16 protein-coding genes and 1 riboswitch are annotated in these 18,308 nt (G+C 65.8%); of the genes, 4 read left to right on the top strand and 12 right to left on the bottom strand.

Annotated features, from left to right (window positions below; translation table 11 throughout):
* Positions 1 to 80 precede the first annotated feature (80 nt).
* The 3 genes from JQ631_RS04810 (at position 81) to JQ631_RS04800 (ending at position 3,434) form a co-directional block, all read left to right on the top strand.
* On the top strand, positions 81 to 788 hold the full coding sequence (locus tag JQ631_RS04810; protein ID WP_212324455.1) for a hypothetical protein: 708 nt from the start codon (positions 81 to 83) through the stop codon (positions 786 to 788).
* Positions 789 to 986: 198 nt separating this feature from the next.
* Positions 987 to 1,991: a helix-turn-helix domain-containing protein gene (locus JQ631_RS04805; protein ID WP_212324453.1), complete on the top strand. Its 1,005-nt coding sequence runs from the start codon at positions 987 to 989 to the stop codon at positions 1,989 to 1,991.
* A 306-nt stretch (positions 1,992 to 2,297) separates the two neighbouring features.
* Positions 2,298 to 3,434: an MFS transporter gene (locus JQ631_RS04800; protein WP_212324451.1), complete on the top strand. Its 1,137-nt coding sequence runs from the start codon at positions 2,298 to 2,300 to the stop codon at positions 3,432 to 3,434.
* Between the two features lie 54 nt (positions 3,435 to 3,488).
* Here JQ631_RS04800 and JQ631_RS04795 read toward each other — a convergent pair whose 3' ends face one another.
* From JQ631_RS04795 to JQ631_RS04775, 5 genes are all read right to left on the bottom strand, one after another.
* Entirely contained in the window at positions 3,489 to 4,922 is a 1,434-nt protein-coding gene (locus tag JQ631_RS04795) for an NAD-dependent succinate-semialdehyde dehydrogenase (RefSeq protein WP_212324449.1), read from the bottom strand.
* A gap of 168 nt (positions 4,923 to 5,090) precedes the next feature.
* Entirely contained in the window at positions 5,091 to 6,515 is a 1,425-nt protein-coding gene (gene hydA / locus JQ631_RS04790) for a dihydropyrimidinase (protein WP_249160149.1), read from the bottom strand.
* Positions 6,512 to 7,246: a maleate cis-trans isomerase family protein gene (locus JQ631_RS04785; RefSeq protein ID WP_212324447.1), complete on the bottom strand. Its 735-nt coding sequence runs from the start codon at positions 7,244 to 7,246 to the stop codon at positions 6,512 to 6,514. Before JQ631_RS04785 ends, hydA begins: the two co-directional genes overlap by 4 nt.
* Before the next feature lie 115 nt (positions 7,247 to 7,361).
* A complete protein-coding gene (locus JQ631_RS04780) occupies positions 7,362 to 8,795 on the bottom strand; it encodes a PepSY domain-containing protein (RefSeq protein WP_212324445.1) in 1,434 nt (477 codons plus the stop codon).
* Between the two features lie 12 nt (positions 8,796 to 8,807).
* Positions 8,808 to 11,162 (bottom strand): TonB-dependent receptor, encoded by a 2,355-nt coding sequence (locus JQ631_RS04775; RefSeq protein ID WP_212324443.1) that lies wholly within the window; start codon positions 11,160 to 11,162, stop codon positions 8,808 to 8,810.
* Between the two features lie 116 nt (positions 11,163 to 11,278).
* Positions 11,279 to 11,480, bottom strand: a riboswitch (cobalamin riboswitch).
* A 72-nt stretch (positions 11,481 to 11,552) separates the two neighbouring features.
* On the opposite strand from JQ631_RS04775, the gene JQ631_RS04770 reads away from it, so the two are divergent.
* The gene (locus JQ631_RS04770; RefSeq protein WP_212324441.1) at positions 11,553 to 12,125 is read left to right on the top strand and encodes a histidine phosphatase family protein; all 573 of its coding nucleotides are present in this window, start codon (positions 11,553 to 11,555) and stop codon (positions 12,123 to 12,125) included.
* Here JQ631_RS04770 and cobT read toward each other — a convergent pair whose 3' ends face one another.
* The 7 genes from cobT to cbiE are packed head-to-tail and all read right to left on the bottom strand — an operon-like array spanning position 12,126 to position 18,298.
* Positions 12,126 to 13,178: a nicotinate-nucleotide--dimethylbenzimidazole phosphoribosyltransferase gene (gene cobT, locus JQ631_RS04765; protein ID WP_212324439.1), complete on the bottom strand. Its 1,053-nt coding sequence runs from the start codon at positions 13,176 to 13,178 to the stop codon at positions 12,126 to 12,128.
* A 10-nt stretch (positions 13,179 to 13,188) separates the two neighbouring features.
* Positions 13,189 to 13,938, bottom strand: a complete 750-nt coding sequence (gene cobF / locus JQ631_RS04760) for a precorrin-6A synthase (deacetylating) (protein ID WP_212324437.1) — start codon at positions 13,936 to 13,938, stop codon at positions 13,189 to 13,191.
* A complete protein-coding gene (gene cobA / locus JQ631_RS04755; protein WP_212324435.1) occupies positions 13,935 to 14,666 on the bottom strand; it encodes a uroporphyrinogen-III C-methyltransferase in 732 nt (243 codons plus the stop codon). The genes cobF and cobA overlap by 4 nt, the downstream gene beginning before the upstream one ends.
* Positions 14,663 to 15,973, bottom strand: a complete 1,311-nt coding sequence (locus JQ631_RS04750; protein ID WP_212324433.1) for a cobyrinic acid a,c-diamide synthase CobB — start codon at positions 15,971 to 15,973, stop codon at positions 14,663 to 14,665. Before JQ631_RS04750 ends, cobA begins: the two co-directional genes overlap by 4 nt.
* On the bottom strand, positions 15,973 to 16,755 hold the full coding sequence (gene cobM / locus JQ631_RS04745; protein WP_212324430.1) for a precorrin-4 C(11)-methyltransferase: 783 nt from the start codon (positions 16,753 to 16,755) through the stop codon (positions 15,973 to 15,975). Before cobM ends, JQ631_RS04750 begins: the two co-directional genes overlap by 1 nt.
* Positions 16,752 to 17,120 (bottom strand): cobalamin biosynthesis protein, encoded by a 369-nt coding sequence (locus JQ631_RS04740; RefSeq protein WP_212324428.1) that lies wholly within the window; start codon positions 17,118 to 17,120, stop codon positions 16,752 to 16,754. Before JQ631_RS04740 ends, cobM begins: the two co-directional genes overlap by 4 nt.
* The gene (gene cbiE, locus JQ631_RS04735) at positions 17,117 to 18,298 is read right to left on the bottom strand and encodes a precorrin-6y C5,15-methyltransferase (decarboxylating) subunit CbiE (RefSeq protein WP_212328494.1); all 1,182 of its coding nucleotides are present in this window, start codon (positions 18,296 to 18,298) and stop codon (positions 17,117 to 17,119) included. Before cbiE ends, JQ631_RS04740 begins: the two co-directional genes overlap by 4 nt.
* Between the last annotated feature and the right edge of the window lie 10 nt (positions 18,299 to 18,308).

Raw genomic sequence — 18,308 nt, 5'->3', positions numbered from 1 at the left:
CAACTCCTAACAACTTCTAACATGCCAAGCCGCATTGGTCCCGCCATGGTGATTCCAATTCATGGTGGATGCAGTGAGACATGGCACTTCTTGACGATGCGATCGACGCCTGCGGGGGCCTGGCCCGCTGGAATAGCCTGAGCCGGTTCACGCTGCATCTTTCCGTTGGTGGTGCCCTGTTCTCCGATGCCGGCCACGCCCGGGAATTCAAGGACGTCACGGCGGAGGGATCAACGCGGACGCAATCGGTCCGCTTCACCGGGATCACCGGCGGCGAACAGTCCGGCGCATTCGCACCCGACGCAATCACGATCGAAAGCCTTGACGGACAGGTGCTGCGAACCTGGCGCAACCCGAGCCTCGCCTTCCCGACCAACGGCACGCATGCGCTCGCGGACGAACTGCATCTGGTGTTCTTCTGCGGCGTCCAGATCTGGAACTATCTCACGACACCGTTCCTCCTGGCCCGCCCAGACGTCGTGGTCGAGGAGCTGCCGCCGTGGCAGGAGAACAACGAGACCTGGCGGCGCCTTCGCACACAGTTCCCGCCGAACCTGATCAACCTTGCGTCGGAGCAAGTGTTCTACTTCGACGGCAATGCCTTGCAGCGGCGGACCGATCACGATCTCCTGGGCGCAAATGTCGCGCACTATTCGTGGGCCCACGACAGCTTTGGCGGCATCGTGGTTCCAACCCTCCGGCGCACGTTGACGCGACAGCCCGATGGCACCGCGATTGCCAAGCCGGTGCTGATCGACGTCGAGATCTTCGACGCCGTCTTCGAGTAACGGCAAGCCCCTGAATTATCGGCCCAAGTACAGGCTCCCGCGACCAGCCGCCGCAGCCGGCCGGCTCCCACATAATCTAACAGTTCCTCATCACCCCTAACGGGCTTCCAGACCTGCTCACGCCTATCCTGTCAGCATACCGAGGGTGCGAGCCCACCGGTCGCAGTGAACGACGGTGAAGCGCGGAAGGAATAGACGATGCTGATCGAATTGCAGAGGACCCACGCCCGGATCGATCTTCCGACTGACCCGAGGGATCACGAAACTCCCTACACCGCCCAGGCCATCGCCCGGGAAAGCCAGTGGCGTCAGACGGCTTGCAGCTCGCAGGCCGCACTGGATGACATCGCGATCTCCCGATGGGAGGATTCGCGGGAGGTCTCGCGGCACACAGCGACGACACCGCCCGATCGATATTTCGTCGGCATCGCGTTGAAGACCACGCGCGCGATCCTGACCAGAGACCGCCAGGTCATTTTCGACGGCATCATGCCGTCAGGCACGCTGTATGTCAGCGGACCATCGCGACAGCTCAACGTGCAATTCCAGGCACCCTGCGCCTTCCTGCACCTCCATATCTCTGCCGATCATTTTTCTACGCATTGGTCGCGAGGCGGCGTCGAAGGACTGGACGATCTCGTCCTGCTGCGCGATCCGCTCGCCGCCGGGCTGACCAAGGCGCTCGCCGAGCAAGGCGACGCCGCAGGCCGCCAGTTTGCCCGTTGCATCGGCGAGATCCTTGCGATGCATCTCACCCGCACCGAATTGCCGCGCGCCAAGGTCAACGCCCTGCCGAAATGGCGCTTGCGCCGCGTCGAACAGCATATCGCCGCGCATTTCGAGCGCAGCATCAGCCTGTCCGAGCTCGCCAATGTCGCGGGGCTGTCGAGAATGCATTTTGCCGCGCAGTTCCGCGCAGCGACCGGATATCGTCCTCGTGAATATCTGCTCAATCATCGGATCGAGCATGCCAAGTCGCTGCTGACGACGACGCAGCGGCCTCTGGCCGAGATCGCACTTGCAGTCGGCTTCAGCACCCAGGCGCATTTCTCGACCGTGTTCAAGCGCATCAGCGGCCAGACACCGGCGCGATGGCGCGCGGCCGCCAGGAACGAACGGCCTGGCCTCGAAACTCCTGCGCGGCGCCGGCTTCCGCCAGATACGGACTGGGCGATCAATATGCGTTACGCTGACGCGCGGTGAGACGCTCAAAAACCGCAGCAATTGTAGATCATGACGTCCATTGCGCGGCGGACACGGGCGGTGGTTTGACGCTCGTGCGCGCTCCCCGGCGACGAGCTCTCTCGTGTCTCCGTCGCCTCGCGCCATTGACCCGACCCTTGCATGTGTTGCCCATCAGGCAACGCAAGGGATTGTGGCTGACATCACAATGATACAATTCGTCAACGCGCGATGCCGGCGGAACTCTGGTCTTCGCTCCTGGTTGGTGATCTAAGCACACGCCTCTCCCGCGATCACGCGCTTGGTTTCCCTCCCGGAGCTTCACTCATGACATCAGCCGACCGGCCGGCGACGCGTCTCGCCACGCGCCTTTCGTTCCTGGTCGCCGGCTTTGGCATCGCGTGCTGGGCACCGTTGGTGCCCTTCGCGAAGCAGCGCCTCGCGGTCGACGACGCGGTGCTTGGCCTGCTGCTGCTTAGCCTGGGCATCGGCTCGGTCCTCGCGATGATCGCCACCGGCATGTTGAGCGCACGCCACGGCACCAAGCCGATCATTATCGCGGGCGGGATCGGTCTCGCATTGATTCTGCCCCTGCTGGTCGTCGCCGGCACGCCCGTAACATTGGCGCTGACGCTGCTCGCATTCGGCGCTGCGCTCGGCTCGATCGACGTCGCCATGAATATCCACGCGGTCGAGGTCGAACGCGCGGCCGGACAGCCGCTGATGTCGGGCTTCCATGCGCTCTTCAGCATCGGCGGGTTCGCCGGATCGGCGGTGATGACGGCGCTATTGTCGTTTCACCTTGGACCGCTCGCATGCGCATTGATCTGCTCCGTGCTGATGCTGATCGCGATGGCGCTCGCCTGGCCGCGCCTGCTGCTGCGCTCGGCGCAGGCGCAGGAGGGACCGCTGTTCGTACTGCCGCATGGCATCGTGCTGCTGCTGGCGCTGCTGGCGGCCATCACCTTCCTGATCGAAGGCGCGATGCTCGACTGGGGCGCGCTGCTCGTCATCGGCAGCGGCCTGGTCAGCGAGGCGCAGGGAGGGATCGGCTATATCGTGTTCTCGATCGCGATGACCGTAGGCCGGCTTGGCGGCGACGCGGTCGTGGCCCGTGTCGGTGATCGCGCCACGCTGGTCGGGGGAAGTCTGCTCGCGGTCGCGGGCCTTGCGGTGCTGCTGCTTGCGCCCAGCGCGACCGTCGCCATTGCTGGCTTCCTGCTCATCGGCCTCGGCGCCTCCAACCTCGTGCCGGTGCTGTTCCGCGGCGCCGCCATGCAGACTGCAATGCCCAGGGGTCTCGCGGTGGCGTCGATCACCACGGCCGGCTATGCCGGCGTTCTCGTCGGTCCCGCCGGCATCGGTTTTGTCGCCCACGCCGTCGGCCTGCCGACGGCGTTCTGGATGCTCGCCGCGCTGATGTGCGTCGTCACGTTATCTGCGCGCGCCGTGACCAGAAAATAGAAAGGCGCGCCACGGTGTGCCGTGACGCGCCTTGCGATGGATGTCGCCCGTGCCTTACGCGCTCGCCTGGGTCACGAACTTGGTGTTGAGGTAGCCCTCGATCGCCTCGAGGCCGCCTTCGGAACCATAGCCGGAATCCTTGATGCCGCCGAACGGCACTTCGGGCAGCGCCAGGCCGTGATGGTTGATCGAGACCATGCCGCTCTCGATGTCGGATCCGATCGCCTGCATCGTCTTGGTCGAGGTCGTGTAGGCATACGCAGCAAGTCCGTAAGGCAGACGGTTCGCCTCGGCCACGACTTCATCATAGCTGCGGAACGACGTGATCGGCGCCAGCGGTCCGAACGGCTCCTCGTTCATGATGCGGGCATCGCGCGGCACGTCGGTGATGACGGTCGGCTCGAAGAAGAAGCCCTCGTTGCCGATGCGCTTGCCGCCGGCCTGGATCTTGGCACCGCGTTGAACGGCGTCGGAGACCAGACCTTCCATGGCGTCGACACGGCGCGGGTTCGCCAGCGGACCCATGCGGGTGTCCTTGTCGAGGCCGTTGCCAACCTTGAGGCCCTTGGCGGCCGCGACGAACTTGTCGACGAAGGGCTGATAGACGCTCTCATGCACCATGAAGCGCGTCGGCGAGACGCAGACCTGGCCGGCATTGCGGAACTTGTTGGCCGAGAGGATCTTCGCGGCGTTGTCGAGGTCGGCATCAGCGAACACGATCGCAGGTGCGTGACCGCCGAGCTCCATGGTGACGCGCTTCATGTGCAGGCCGGCGAGCGCAGCCAGATGCTTGCCGACCGCGGTCGAGCCGGTGAAGCTGATCTTGCGGATGATCGGATGCGGAATCAGATATTCCGACACTTCCGACGGCACACCGAACACCAGCTGGACGACGCCGGCAGGAATGCCCGCGTCGGCATAGGCGCGCACCAATTCCATGCAGCTTGCCGGGGTTTCTTCCGGCCCCTTGACGATGATCGAGCAGCCGGCCGCGAGCGCGGCCGAGATCTTGCGCACCGCCTGGTTGATCGGGAAATTCCAGGGCGTGAACGCCGCGACCGGGCCGACCGGCTCCTTGGTCACGAGTTGGGAGACGTTACCCATCCGCGGCGGCACGATGCGGCCATAGGCGCGGCGGGCTTCCTCCGAAAACCAGTCGATGAGGTCGCCGGCCAGCATGGTCTCGCCCTGCGCTTCCACGACCGGCTTGCCCTGCTCCATGGTCATGATGGGGGCGATCTCGGCGGCGCGCGAGCGGATGATGTCGGCGGCCTTGCGCATCAGCTTGTAGCGGTCGAACGGCGAGGTCTTGCGCCAGACCTCGAAGCCGGCCTTCGAAGCTTCCAGTGCGCGGTCGAGGTCCGCCCTCGAGGCATGCGGCGTCTTGCCGATCGCCTGGCCGGTGGCGGGATTGAGGATGTCCTCGGACTTGCCGGAGGTGCCGTCGGTCCACTCGCCGGCAATGAACATCTGAACTTTCGGGTACATCCTTGGCTCTCCTGCATGATTTCGGCGGCCCGATCGACGGCCGCCGCTTAGGTGGGCGCAGAGCTACACCGAAAGGCGGCCGGCGGAAAGGGATCAAAGATGCCGCAGCCACGCGCGGAAGGTATGCGCAAGGGGCGACACCGCCTCGCCGCGGCGCATCAAGGCCTGTCACACCAGGCTGGACTTGCCGCGGCCCAGCAGTTCGCCTGCGCCCTTGTCGCCGACGATCTTGCCATGCTCGTACACGACCTGCCCCCGCGCGATCGTCGTGACCGGCCAGCCGGTGACGTCAAAGCCCTCCCATGGCGTGTAGTCGGATCCGTGGTGCAGATCGGACTGCCGAATGGCCTTCTTCAGCTTCGGGTCCCACAGCGCGATATCGGCATCGAAGCCGACACCGATCGAGCCCTTGCGGGGATAGAGGCCGTAGATGCGCGCGTGGTTGGTCGCGGTCAGTTCGACGAACTTCTGGCGCGTGATGCGGCCCTTCGAGACGCCCTCGGAGAAAAGGATCGGCAGCCGGGTCTCGATGCCGGGGATGCCGTTCGGCACCCAGCGGAACGACGTGCGGGCATTCGGCGTCAGCTTGCCCCTGGGGTCGTCATAGCGGAACGGACAATGGTCGGAGGAGAAGGTCTGGAACACGCCTGACGTGAGGCCTTCCCAGATCGCCTGCTGGCTCTCGACATCGCGCGGCGGCGGCGAGCAGACATATTTCGCGCCCGTGATGTCCATGTTGAGGCCCTTCATGTCGTCGGCCGTCAGCGTGATGTATTGCGGGCAGGTCTCGGCGTGAACAGGCAGGCCGCGCTGCTGGGCCCAACGGACCTGCTCCATCGCCTCGCGCCCCGAGACATGGACGATCATGATGGGAACGCCGATCACCTCGGCATGGCTGATGGCGCGATGCGTCGCCTCGCGCTCGACGGCCTGGGGCCGCGAGGCGCCATGATAGTAGGGCGCGATGTGGCCTTCGCGCTCCAGCTTGCTGGTGAGGAAGCGAATGGCGTCGTAGCCCTCGCAATGAACCATGACGAGCGCCTCCTCCCGGCGCGCCACCTCGAACACCTCCAGCAGCTGGTTGTCGCTGAGCACGAGGTCGTCATAGGTCATGAACACCTTGAACGAGGTGTAGCCGTCCTTCACCAGCGCCGGCAGCTCCTGTCCAAGCACCACCGCCGTGGGATCGGAGATGATGAGGTGGAACGCCACGTCAATGTAGCACTCACCTTCGGCGAGCTTGCGGTAGTTCTCGACGCAGGTGCGCAGCGACGTCCCCTTCTCCTGAAGCGCAAAGGGCAGCACCATGGTGTTGCCGCCGGCAGCCGCCGCGCGCGTCGCCGAGGCGAAATCATCGGCCATGACGACATCGGGGCCGGAGGCTTGCGAGATGTGGACGTGGCTGTCGATGCCGCCGGGCAGCGCCAGCAGCCCCGTCGCGTCGACCTCGCGCGCAGCACCTTCGATGCTATCCGCAATGCTGACGATGCGACCGTCGCGTATGCCGATGTCGGCGCGAAACTCGTCGCTGGCGGTCACGATGGTGCCGCCGCGGATGGCGAGATCGAGCTGCGTCACTGCTGTCTCCGTCATTTCACTGAAGCCTTGAATATTCGTCCCCACGATGCCAGCGCCGCGATGTCGCCGCCGGCGAGACCGAGGGTTCGCCACAGCGTGACCGCGACGGAGTCGAGCACCGCGATATCGAGCTCTCGTTCGAGCGACGCGGCAAGCGCGGCGCCGTCGAGATTCGTGCAAAGGATGACGACGGCGTCGGCCCCCTGCGCCGCCACCGCGCGGATCATGTCCGCGATATCAGCGGGTGCGACCTCGCCGAAGGAGAAATTGTCGCGCAAGCCGAGATGGCGCTCCGCATACGGTACGATGCCCTCCCCGGCCCAGACATGGTCGATCCGCCGCTGCACGTCCTCAGTATAGGGCGAGACGAGCGCGACGCGTCGGGCCCCAAGCGCGCGGGCGGCATCCATGCAGGCGAGCGTCGAGGTCGTTGCCGGTACGCCGGTGCGCGCCGTGATCGCCTCGCAAAGGCTCCTGTCCCTGTCAATGCCGAGCCAGCTTGCGGAGGTACCGTTCCAGGCGATGGCATCGACCTTGGCATCGGCCAGGAGGTCCGACGCCGGCAACATCACCGAGGCGTCGAACTGGCCGAGCGCCGCGGCATCAAGCGCGATCTCGGTGACGCGAAAGCGCGAGAAGTGCGCGGTGACGTCGGCCACGCCGTGCAGCATCGCGCTGGTGACCGGCTCGAGCACCGAGTTGGAGGACGGCGTGATCATGCCGAGGCGCTTGCGCTGGATTGACATCGATCACGCTCCGTTGCGGAGGCCTGCGACGCCCCTCCGAAGGGATCATCCTCGCCCGTTGGCATCTGCGCAACCGGCAATTTTGCAGGCTGCTTCTCATCTGCCGCCGGGAATTTCAGCCAGCGAAGGTCGCCCGTAAACGCCGCCAGCCGATCACGATCCCGGTGACGGAAAACACCAGGCCAAGGGCGCAAAGCCCGACAATCAGCACGTCGCGCAGGCGCGGATGCGCGATCAGGACCGGGAAGTCGAGCGTGTGCAGTGCGCTGTAGAACCAGCGATAGGCCCTGCGCGAGGCATCAAGCCGTTGCAGGATGCTGCCGTCGGCCCCGTCGATGTCGAACCACAGGTCGCCGCAACGGGAGCGATAGACCGGCGCGCCGGGAACGATGGATTGGGCGGGATAGGAGTCGTTGCCGGCGAGAACAGATGCTGGACCGCAATTGGCCGAAAGACGCGTCGTCAAGCTCAGGACGTCGGGCTCATCCAGGAACATCCGCGGGGGATTGAGGGCTGGCTCGTCTGCCTCGATCAAGGTCTGACTGCCAAGACCGGTCCGGTCACGTCGATAGACACTTCCATTGAAAGCGAACCATTCGACCTCATAGACTGAAGACGAAACGGGCCGCTGACCGAGAGATGGATCCGCCCTCCAATCGGGCACTACGTTCGTTGCGCTAGTCTCCGCCGGGGTCAATTGCCCGCGCGAGAACAGCCGGCCGTGATCCATCGAGAGCCAGCCGCTGAATATCCAGGTCAGCACAAAAGCGGTCGCGACGAGACCGATGACGTGATGCAGGGCGTGCCAGCCGCGATAGGGCGAGCCGAGCAGCCCTCCCCGCGGCCTGATCCTGATGATCCCGAGCACTGCGCCGAACACCGCTCCGATAAAGGCCACCAGCGATGCAGTCCAGACCACCCGGTCCCACAGCGCCCAGTTGCTTCTCAGGGCCGTCGGATAGATCCAGTGCAGCACGCTGCCGACAAGGTTCCAGCCTCGCTCTGACCGCGTCGTATCCAGAACGACCTCGCCGGTGCGCGACGAAACGTAGATCTCGGTCCCGGCCGCATCGTCAAGCGCAACACGAAACAGAGGCCGGTGGCGATCGAAGCCGTTCGGCACGCTCCATTGATCGTAATCCTCGCGCGCGACGATCTCTGCACGCGCGGCATCGAGCCCGCGGTTGCGGGCGTGATCCCGGGCAATGGCGAGCGCGACGTCCGGCGACGTGACCGATGCATCGGCTCCGTCGGATGCGCGGACCGCGCGCAGACGCGACGGTCCCGACACGACATAGACCGGCCCGTCGCTGCGCTGGATAAGCCGAACGCGCGTGGCGTCGGTGATCCCGCTGGCGGATACCGCGTCGGCCACTGCCATGATCGATCCTTGGCGCTCCACCGCCGCGAGCCCCGCAAAGCGTTCCGCTTCCGTCAGCGACGGGAACGGAACGAAGTGCATCACGATCCCGCTCGCGAACCACATCGCGAACAGGAGGCAGAACGCGATTCCGAGCCAGCGGTGCAACAGGACGATCGCGCCCATCATGCGGTCAATGCCTTACCATTTGAACGCAGCCGAGATCTCATAGGTCCGCGGTGCACCCAGGAGGATCTGGTCGGGATAGAATGGGTCGCCCCAGATCGCGTAGCGCTTGTCTGTAAAGTTGCGCACCCGAAAGGTCAGGCGGGCCTGGTCGACCGCATTGAAGACCGTCCTGGGAATGTCGACGAAAGCGTAGATATCGCCAACCGTGTAGGCGTTCATGGTCACCGTGTTGGCGTCGCTGTTGTAGCGGTCGCCGACATGGCGGCCGGTGATGCCGATCTCCACCGGCCAGGGCGTGAAGAAGCGCCAGGACGCGCCCGCATTCGCAACGATGCGCGGCACGTTCGGCGGCGTGTTGCCCGAGAACGAGCCGCCGGCAAAGTCGTAGTCGGCATAGCGCGCGTCGACATAGGCAATGTTGCCCCAGAGACGCAGAGGCTCGATCGGGCGGATTGCCCCGGCGAGCTCGACACCTTTCGATTCCTGCCGTCCGGCAATGTTGAGCGTCTGACCACCAGCCGCCGCATAGACATTCTTGCGCACGATATCGTAGGCCGAGAACGACCACTCGGCCCTGTTGTCCCACAACACGTGCTTGACGCCGGTCTCGTAGGTGCGCGCAGTCGTCAGATCCAGGTTCTGGGTCGGCGCGAGCAGAAAGATGTTGTTGGCCGAGATGTCGGCGCCGGTGGCGTACTGACTGAAGAAGGTCAGACCCGGAACAGCTTCCCAGGTGTAACCGATGCGGCCGGTGACGGGCGCCCAGGATTTCGAGAACGGGAAATTCGCATTCTCCAGACCGTTAACGTCGGTCGAGTTGCGATCGAGCCCGATATGCTCGACACGGAGGCCGCCGATCAGCGAGAACGTGCGCGTGAGCTTCAGCCGATCCTCGAATGACAGCGCCTCGTTGTCGATGCGTGCGGTCTGCTGCTTGGTCGTGAGCAGGCCGTAGAATCCCCTGACGGGATCGACGAGATCAACGGAATCGCCCGGAAAATTCGCAGCACCCGGGCGCACGAAATCGAGGTAGCTCGACGACAGCGTCGTGACGAGGCGATTATCGAAGCCTGCAATGTTCGCATCCCAGGTCAGGTCGGTGATGTTGCCGACCAGGCGCTGGCTGTGCGCCACGTAGAAGCGGCTGCGGTCAACCGTGTTCGTCGCCGTGTTGAACGCCTCCACCTCGTTGTTGAACCACGAACGCTCCGCGCCGTAGGCATAAGCCTGGCTCTTCAGCGTCAGATCGGGGGCAAGCTTCAACTCGAAGCCACCACGCAGCCAGACCTCCTGCGCCACGTTGCGGTTGTCGAGGACGTTGTAGTTGGTGTTGAAGGTGCGGTCGTCGATGGTGATCGGCCCGAGATTCGAGCCATTGGACGCGATATAGGTGCCCGAGACGATGCCTGCCGTGGCGTGCGAGCCGCTGAAAGCGACTGGCACGAGCGGCGCGCCCCAATAGGCCTTGCCGCGATCCTCGCGATATTCGATCGCACCCCAGACCTTGAGGCTGTCGGAGATCCGGTAGTTGAGCTGGCCGGAGACGTCGAGCGTCCTGGTGTTGGTGTCGTCGGCAAAACCGTTGAGCGAGGACCGGCTGACGTCGAAGCGGTAGTCCAGCCCCTGGACGTTGGTGCTGCCGCCCGAGCCGTAATAGGCGCGGAAGGAATTCAGTGAGTCATAGGAGAAGTCAGCCTCGTTCCGGATCGGCCCGGTGTGCGGCTGCTTGGTGACGAAATTGATCGCACCACCGGCGGCGCCCTCGCCTGAGATCAGCGAGGCCGGACCTTTCAGGATTTCCACGGCTTCGAGATTGGCGGTGTCCACGATCCGCGAGGTCATGTTCTGCGGACCGATCTTGATGCCGTTGTAGAGCGTGTTGATCTGGCTGTTGGTGAAGCCGCGCATCGAGAAGGCCGAGGGCTCGGCCGGATTGTCGCCGGCGGTGACGCCGACTGCCCCTTGCGCGACGTCGGAGACGGTGCGGTAGCCCTGTTCGCGCATGGTCTCGGCGGAGATCACCTCGACGGTCGCGGGCGTCTCGCGCACGGTCAGGCCAAGGCGCGAGGCGCTCTCGGCGATTGCGTTGCTGTTGAGCGGCGTCGGCGCCGCAGCGTTCGGCACCACCGGCCTGGACGCCGGCGCTGCGGTCGCGCGTCGCCGCGCAGCCGTACGGCCTGCGCTTGCAGCGTCCCGGCCGGCCGGCCTTGCCTGTTTGCGGGATTGCGGCGGCGACACTTCCACGGCCGGCAGGGGCTCGCGGGCCTGCTGCGCCAGGGCAGCCGGCATGTCGATAGCGGCAAGAGATGTGAGAGCGGCGGACGCCAGCAGAAAGTGGCGTGGTCGTACGATACGGATGGAAGACACGGTCCTGGACCTCGGTGTGACGTCAGTGGCACGTCACCGCGAACCAAGGTCCCATCATCAGGCTTTCAGCCTTCCGATAGAGCCGAATGTCTGTACTCCCCGACCGACATCTTCGCGTGTGACCACGGCTGACGGCAGGTCTCCTGGCTCGCGGGTCGTGACCGCTTCGTCGCCTTCCCGGGACCGAGGACCCAGTGGCTTCTGACGAAGGATTCACCGCTTACAGTTGCGGGGGCAGCTACGGCATTGGGGACAACGTCCCCGCACCGCATTCCCTTTTCATCCCCTCTCGGGGAAACCGTCATCGCCATCTAGGATTACGGCGGAGACAGAGTCAATGTGCTAGATGCGGCGATATTGCTACAGCGCCCAACTTCCCGGGAGATCTGTATGGAAGGCGAGACCTTCCTCTGGCTGATACGGCATGCCCCCGTCGACGGCGTCGCGGGAACCATCCATGCGAACGATGCGCCGGCCGACCTGCGCGATCGCTCGCAGCTCGAGGCGCTGCGCCGGTGCCTGCCTCGGGATGCGGCGAGTCATGCCAGCCCGGCGCGACGCACGGTCGAGACGGCTCGGGCGTTGGGGCTTGAGCCCAAATTGGTGACCGAATTCAGTGAACAGGATTTTGGCGCGTGGACCGGCCGGCAGCATCACGAGCTGGCGACGAGTGGTGGCGAGGCCTATGCGCAGTTCTGGAACGATCCGGCGCGCGGACGACCGCCTGGCGGCGAGAGCTTTGAAGATCAGGTCGCGCGCGTTCGGCTGGGCCTCGCACGGATAAGCGCCGGGCCGGCGACGCTCGTCGTGCATTCAGGCACGATCCGCGCCGCGCTCTGCGTCGCGCTCGACATGACGCCACAAGCGGCGTTGCGCTTCGTGATCGATCCGCTGTCGCTGACCCGGATCGATCGGCTCGCGACCGGCTGGCGCGTCGTCGCGGTCAATCAGCGAATGGCCTGATCAGGCCGGCCGATCCGGCACATTGGCCTGCGCGAACGTCGCCATGTCGTTGTGGAGCGCGCAGGCCGATCGCACCAGAGGCAGCGCGATCGCCGCGCCCGATCCCTCGCCGAGCCTGAGATCGAGGCTTATCAGCGGCTGCACGTTGAGCGCGCGCAGCACCAACCGATGCCCCTGCTCGGCCGATTGGTGCGACGGAAGCAGGAATGGCTGGCACGACGGGTTCAGCCGCGCCGCCGCGAGTGCCGCAACCGATACGATAAAGCCGTCGATCAACACGGGAATGCGCGCCTGCGCGGCCGCAATGATGGCGCCGGAGATCGCCGCGATCTCGAGGCCGCCGACGGCGCACAGGACTTCTTCAGGCGTTCCGCCCACAACACGATGGCGTGCGATCGCCGCATCGATCACGCGCGCCTTGTGCGCGCGGCCTGCAGCATCGACTCCGGTGCCGGTGCCCGCGATCTCCTCGGCACTGATGTCGAGCAGGCTCGCAGCGAGCGCCGCAGACGTCGTGGTGTTGCCGATGCCCATCTCGCCGAAGATCAGGAGATCGGGCTGACCGATTTTTGCGCGCGCCACCGCGCGCTGACCGGCCTCGAAGGCGAACGCCAACTCCGCCGGCGTGAGCGCAGGCTCAATGCTGAAATCGCGCGTGCCGTGGCGCGGCTTGTCCGTGACGATACCTGGCATCGCCACCTCGGCTAGCGTGCCCGCGTCGACCACCTCCAGGGAGGAACCCAGCTCGCGCGCCAGCACCGAGATCGCAGCGCCGCCTGAGGCAAAATTCGCCATCATCGCGATGGTGACCGCTTGCGGATAGGCCGACACGCCCTGCGCAACGATACCGTGGTCGCCGGCGAAAATGATGATCGGAACGCGTGCCGCGCGAGGGCGTTCGGTCGCCTGCAGGCCCGCCAGCTCGATCGCGAGCTGCTCGAGCCGGCCGAGCGCGCCGGTCGGCTTTGTCAGTTGCGCCTGCCGCGCGACCGCCGCCTCACGATGGGTGGCGGAAATGTCGGGGCACTTTTGAGTGATCCAATCAGGGAGCATGCTGCCTCGCTTACGGCCTGCGCTTCAAAATATAACTGTCCATGATCCAGCCGTGACGCTCGCGCGCCTCTCGCCGCGCGGTGACGATGCGTGGACCGACCTCAGCCAGCGCGCCGGATAGGATGATCTGATCAGCCATGCCGAGATAGGCGCCCCACCAGATATGCAGGCCCTTCGGATCGAGCGACTGGAACGCCGTGCCGCCGTCGAGCATCACCACAACGGTGTCGACGCCTTGCGGCCAGCCACCTTCGCGCAGGCGGCGCCCGGTCGTCACCAGGAAGGGCTCGCCGATATCGTTGAGGGGCAGCGCATGCGCCGCGCACAGCGCCTGAATCGAGGTGATGCCCGGCACGACCTCGATCTTGGGCAACGGAACGAGCCGGCGCGCGATGCGCAGCGAGGAATCATAGAGCGAGGGATCGCCCCAGATCAGCAAAGCGGCCTTGCCGTCGCTTCCGAGATGATTTTCGATCGTCTGCGACCAGGTTGCGGCAACCGCATCGTGCCAATCATCGACGCCTTTCCGATACTCGGTTTCACCGGCGTCGCGCACGGGAAGATCAAATTCGGCTATACGTGTGGCGTCGTTGGTGAGCACGTCGGCGCAGATCGTTCGCCTGAGATCAGCAAGATCAGACTTTGCGGAGCCTTTGCGCGGAATCAGGACGAGATCGGCGGCATTGATCGCCTCGATCGCGGCGCGTGTGAGCTGCCCGGGGTCGCCGCAGCCGATGCCGATCAGGGTCAGCGTCATCATGATGACCCGCCCTCCGCCAGCGCGCCGAACATGATCACGGCCGCGGTGGACGCCGCGCCCCCGCGTGCGAGTTGATCGGCGAGTTCGGCGATCGTGGTCCGCACCAGCCGCTCGTCGGCGCGGCCGAGGGACTCGGCGAACAATGCCGGCGTCGTGGGTGCAAGGCCGTGCTCGATCAATTTCGCGACCAGCGCCGGAAAAGTGCGCCGGCCCATATAGACCACCGTCGTCGCGTCAGGATCGGCCAGCGCCGCCCAGTTCAGATTTGGCGGCAGTTCGCCGGTGACATCGGCGCCGGTGACGAACTGTACCCGGCGCGCGGTGTGGCGGCGGGTCAGGGGAATGCCGGCTTGTGCGGCCGCGACGCAGGCCGAGGTGACGCCGGGAATGATCTCGTAGCCGATACCGGCTTCGCGGAGCGTCTCCAGCTCCTCCTCGAGCCGGCCAAAGATGCCGGCGTCGCCCGACTTCAGCCGCACGACGCGTACGCCCGTGGCGGCATAGTCGACCAGCAGGCGGTTGACATGATGCTGCTTTGTCGAGGGCCGGCCTGCCCGTTTCCCGACCGCGACGAGATTGGCGCCGGAGCGTGCGAGATCGAGGATCGCGCCAGAGGCAAGATCGTCGTAGAGCACCACGTCGGCCTCGCGCAGCCGCGCGGCGCCCTTGAGCGTGAGCAATTCAGGATCGCCGGGACCGGCGGAAATGAAGGAAACAAAACCGCTCACCGATCCTCCGCGATCAGGTGGAAGAACGTGCCGGTGGCGTGTCCGCGCCGCGAGCCGGTCTCAGCGATGACCGCGCCGGTGGCGTCGTGAACGACCGCCAGTGGCGTGTCGGGCTGCGCGAGAATCGTCGAGTAATGGAATTCGTGGCCACGCAGGCGTGCGCCGGCCTGATGTCCAGGCATGGGTGCAGCGAGCGCGGCAAGGCGATAGCCCAGATGCATGCGGCGCTTGGCAAAGCTCGTCTCCAGACCGAGCAGGCCCATCATCTCGTGGCTGATACCGTCGGCGTCGGTCAAGGCATTGCCTAGCACCATATACCCCCCGCATTCGCCATGCACCGGCCGCGTTTCAGCAAAGGCGCGCAGGCCGCTGCGGAAGCGCGCATTGGCGGCGATTGTGCCGGCATGAAGCTCGGGATAGCCGCCGGGCAGCCAGCACACATCGGCGTTGGCATCAGGCGCTTCGTCGGCCAGCGGCGAGAATGTCGCGATCTCCGCGCCCGCCGCGTGCCAGGCTTCCAGCATATGCGGATAGACGAAGGAGAACGCGGCGTCGCGGGCCAGCGCGATGCGCTGGCCCGGCGGCGTGACGCTCACGCCATTCGATGCGGCTTGCGGCGACCAGGCAGGCGCCGATCGCATCACCGCATCGAGATCGACGTGCTCGGAGACAAAGCGCGCCGCTTCATCGATCAGCTTGCCGATCTCGGCCTGCTCCTCGGCCTGCACCAGACCGAGATGCCGCTTCGGCAGGCTGATCTCAGCATGACGCGGCAGCGCGCCGAACACAGTGATGCCGACATCTTTGAGGGCACGACGCACCAGGTCTTCATGGCGAGGACTCGCGACACGATTGAGCACGACGCCCGCAAGACGCACGCCGGCGCGGTAATCGCGAAGGCCCGCAGCGATCGCCGCGGCCGTCTGCGCCTGCCCGGACGGGTCGATCACGAGGACGACCGGCCAGCCAAGCATCTCCGCGATGTCGGCGGTGGCACCGGTGCCGGACACGCCGCGCGCGGCAACGCCGTCGAACAGGCCCATCGAGCCCTCGGCGAGAACGATATCGGCATCAAGGCCCCGGCTGACGAGATGCGCGATCGTGGCGCGATCCATCGCCCAGCTATCGACGTTGACGGAGGCACGTCCCGTCGCAGCAGCATGAAAGGCAGGGTCGATATAGTCAGGCCCGCTCTTGAAGCACTGCACGTTCAAGCCGCGATTGCGCCAGGCCCGGGCGAGCGCCAGCGTCAGCGTGGTCTTGCCGACGCCGGAAGCTGGAGCCGAGATGACGAGACCTGCAGCCATCACGACGCCTCCGGAAAGCGCGGCTCGGCACCAACGGGCCGATAGCGTCGGTCGTAGTCGGCCGCATAGAGCCGGCTCTCGTCAAAATTCGCCGCGTCGAGGGTTTTGCCGACCAGGATCAGCGCGGTCCGCTCCATCTCGGCAGCGACGGCGCTATCGAGCGACGCAAGCGTCGCGCGCACAATGCGCTGGTCCGGCCAGCTCGCGCGCCAGACGATCGCGACCGGACAGTCTTCGCCATAATGCGGCGTCAGCTCGGCAACGACCTGGTCGAGCAGATGGATTGACAGATGGATGGCGAGCACCGCACCGGTGGAAGCGAATGCGGCAAGCCTCTCGCCCTCAGGCATCGCGCTGGCGCGGCCCGGCGTGCGGGTCAACACCACGCTCTGGGCGAGACCGGGCAGCGTCAGCTCGGCCTCCAGCGCTGCTGCGGCGGCCGAGAAAGACGGCACGCCCGGTGTAACCGTGAAGGGAATGCCGAGCGCACGCAGGCGGCGAAGCTGCTCGCCCATCGCCGACCAGATCGAGAGATCGCCGGAGTGCAGCCGCGCGACGTCCTTGCCCTCCGCATGGGCGGCGGCCATCTCGGCGATGATCTCGTCGAGCGACAACGGCGCGGTGTTGATCATGCGCGCGCCGGCCGGGCAATGCGCCAGCACGCCCGCGGGCACCAGCGAGCCGGCATAGAGACAAACCGGAGATGCGGCGATGAGATCGCGGCCGCGCAGGGTGAGAAGATCGGCAGCGCCCGGCCCGGCGCCGATGAAATGTACGGTCATGGGCCGTCTCCTTCGGCGATCGCGGCGGTCGCGGTGCGATCCCGCGAGATCGCACGCGTCGCGATGAGCCGCGCGTGAGGGCCGGCGGCTACGAGTGCCGCGGCTTCCGCGACGGAACCAGTGCCGAACTTTTCGGTGATCCGTTGCGACTGCGTCGGCGTATCGACATCGGCCAACATTTCAGCCGGCACAGCCTTGATCGGCACGCCGCATTCGCGCGCGAGCAGTTTCAAGGCCTCTGTGTCGGCCTTGTCGCTGACGGTTGCCACGGCCACAAGGCCTTCAGAACCGCCCGCGGCCGCAAGCGCTTCGCGCAACGACGCCAGCGACACATCCTGCCTGAATCCGAGCCCGGCGACCTTCATCGGATCGCACTCCACTGCACCACGGGTCGCGCCGCCTCCCACGAGCGATAGCGGCCAAGCGAAGCGGCATGGGCGATCTCGACCCGCACCAATTCGCCGCCATGCTGCCCATGCAATTCGCCGAGCAGCGCTTCCGTTTCCAGCGTCACTGAATGTGCCACAAGCCGAGTGCCTGGCGAAAGTCGTAACCAGACAGCATCGAACATTGCGCGATCGAGGCCACCACCCATGAAGACCGCATCCGGCGCGTCCAGCGCGGCGAGAGCTTCGGGCGCCCTCCCCGCGACGGTTGTGATCCGATGCGCCAGTCCAAACACGACTGCATTGCTGCGGATGTTCGCAACGCGATCCTCGCGGACCTCAACGGCAATCGCCGTGCCCCCGCACAGCGCCCATTCCACCGAGATCGAGCCCGAGCCGGCACCGATGTCCCACAGCCGCTCGCCTTGGCGCGGCGCTAGGGTCGACAGCGCGAGCGCACGGACCGGCCGCTTGGTGATCTGGCCGTCATGGACGAAAAGATCATCCGCAAGACCGGAGCTGCGGGGCAGGCCTTGCCCGCCCCCTGCCTCGATAGCGACCGCGACCAGGTTTCCGGCGCGATCGCCTGCAAAGCTGTCCGCACGTTGCTGCGCAATGGCTTCACGTGGCCCGCCGAGTGCGGCGAGAGTCCAGAACGCGGAGGCGCCCCAGCCGCGCTCACTCAGCCATTTCGCGAGATCAGCGGCCGCCTTGCCATCGCGCACGAGGCAGATGATCCGCGCGCCCAGCGCGAGATGCAGCACGAGCCGCTCGAATGGCGCGGCATGAAGCCCGAGGCAGACGACGGATTCGAGCCGCCAGCCTAGCCGCGCGGCAGCGAGCGAGAAGGTCGATGGCGCGGAATGCGCGATCCACTCGCCCGCGTCGAGCTTCTCTGCAAGGCTTGCGCCGGCGCCGTGCCAGAACGGATCGCCGGAGGTCAGCACCGCCGTCGGCCGGCCGCGACAACTCAGCACGACGTCGGCATCGAACGGCACCGGCCATGCGCGGCCGCGGGCTCCGACATCTGCGAGCGCCAGATGCCGTTCACCGCCGAACACGGTTTCCGCGCCAGCAAGCGCCTTTCGGCTTGCTTCGGACAGGCCGGCAAGGCCATCTTCGCCGATACCGATGATGGTCAGCCAGGGATCAGCCAAGGAATCAACC

This window comes from Bradyrhizobium manausense (assembly GCF_018131105.1).
In the GTDB taxonomy this organism is placed as follows: domain Bacteria; phylum Pseudomonadota; class Alphaproteobacteria; order Rhizobiales; family Xanthobacteraceae; genus Bradyrhizobium; species Bradyrhizobium manausense_B.
This window is presented reverse-complemented; position numbering and strand designations above follow the sequence as displayed.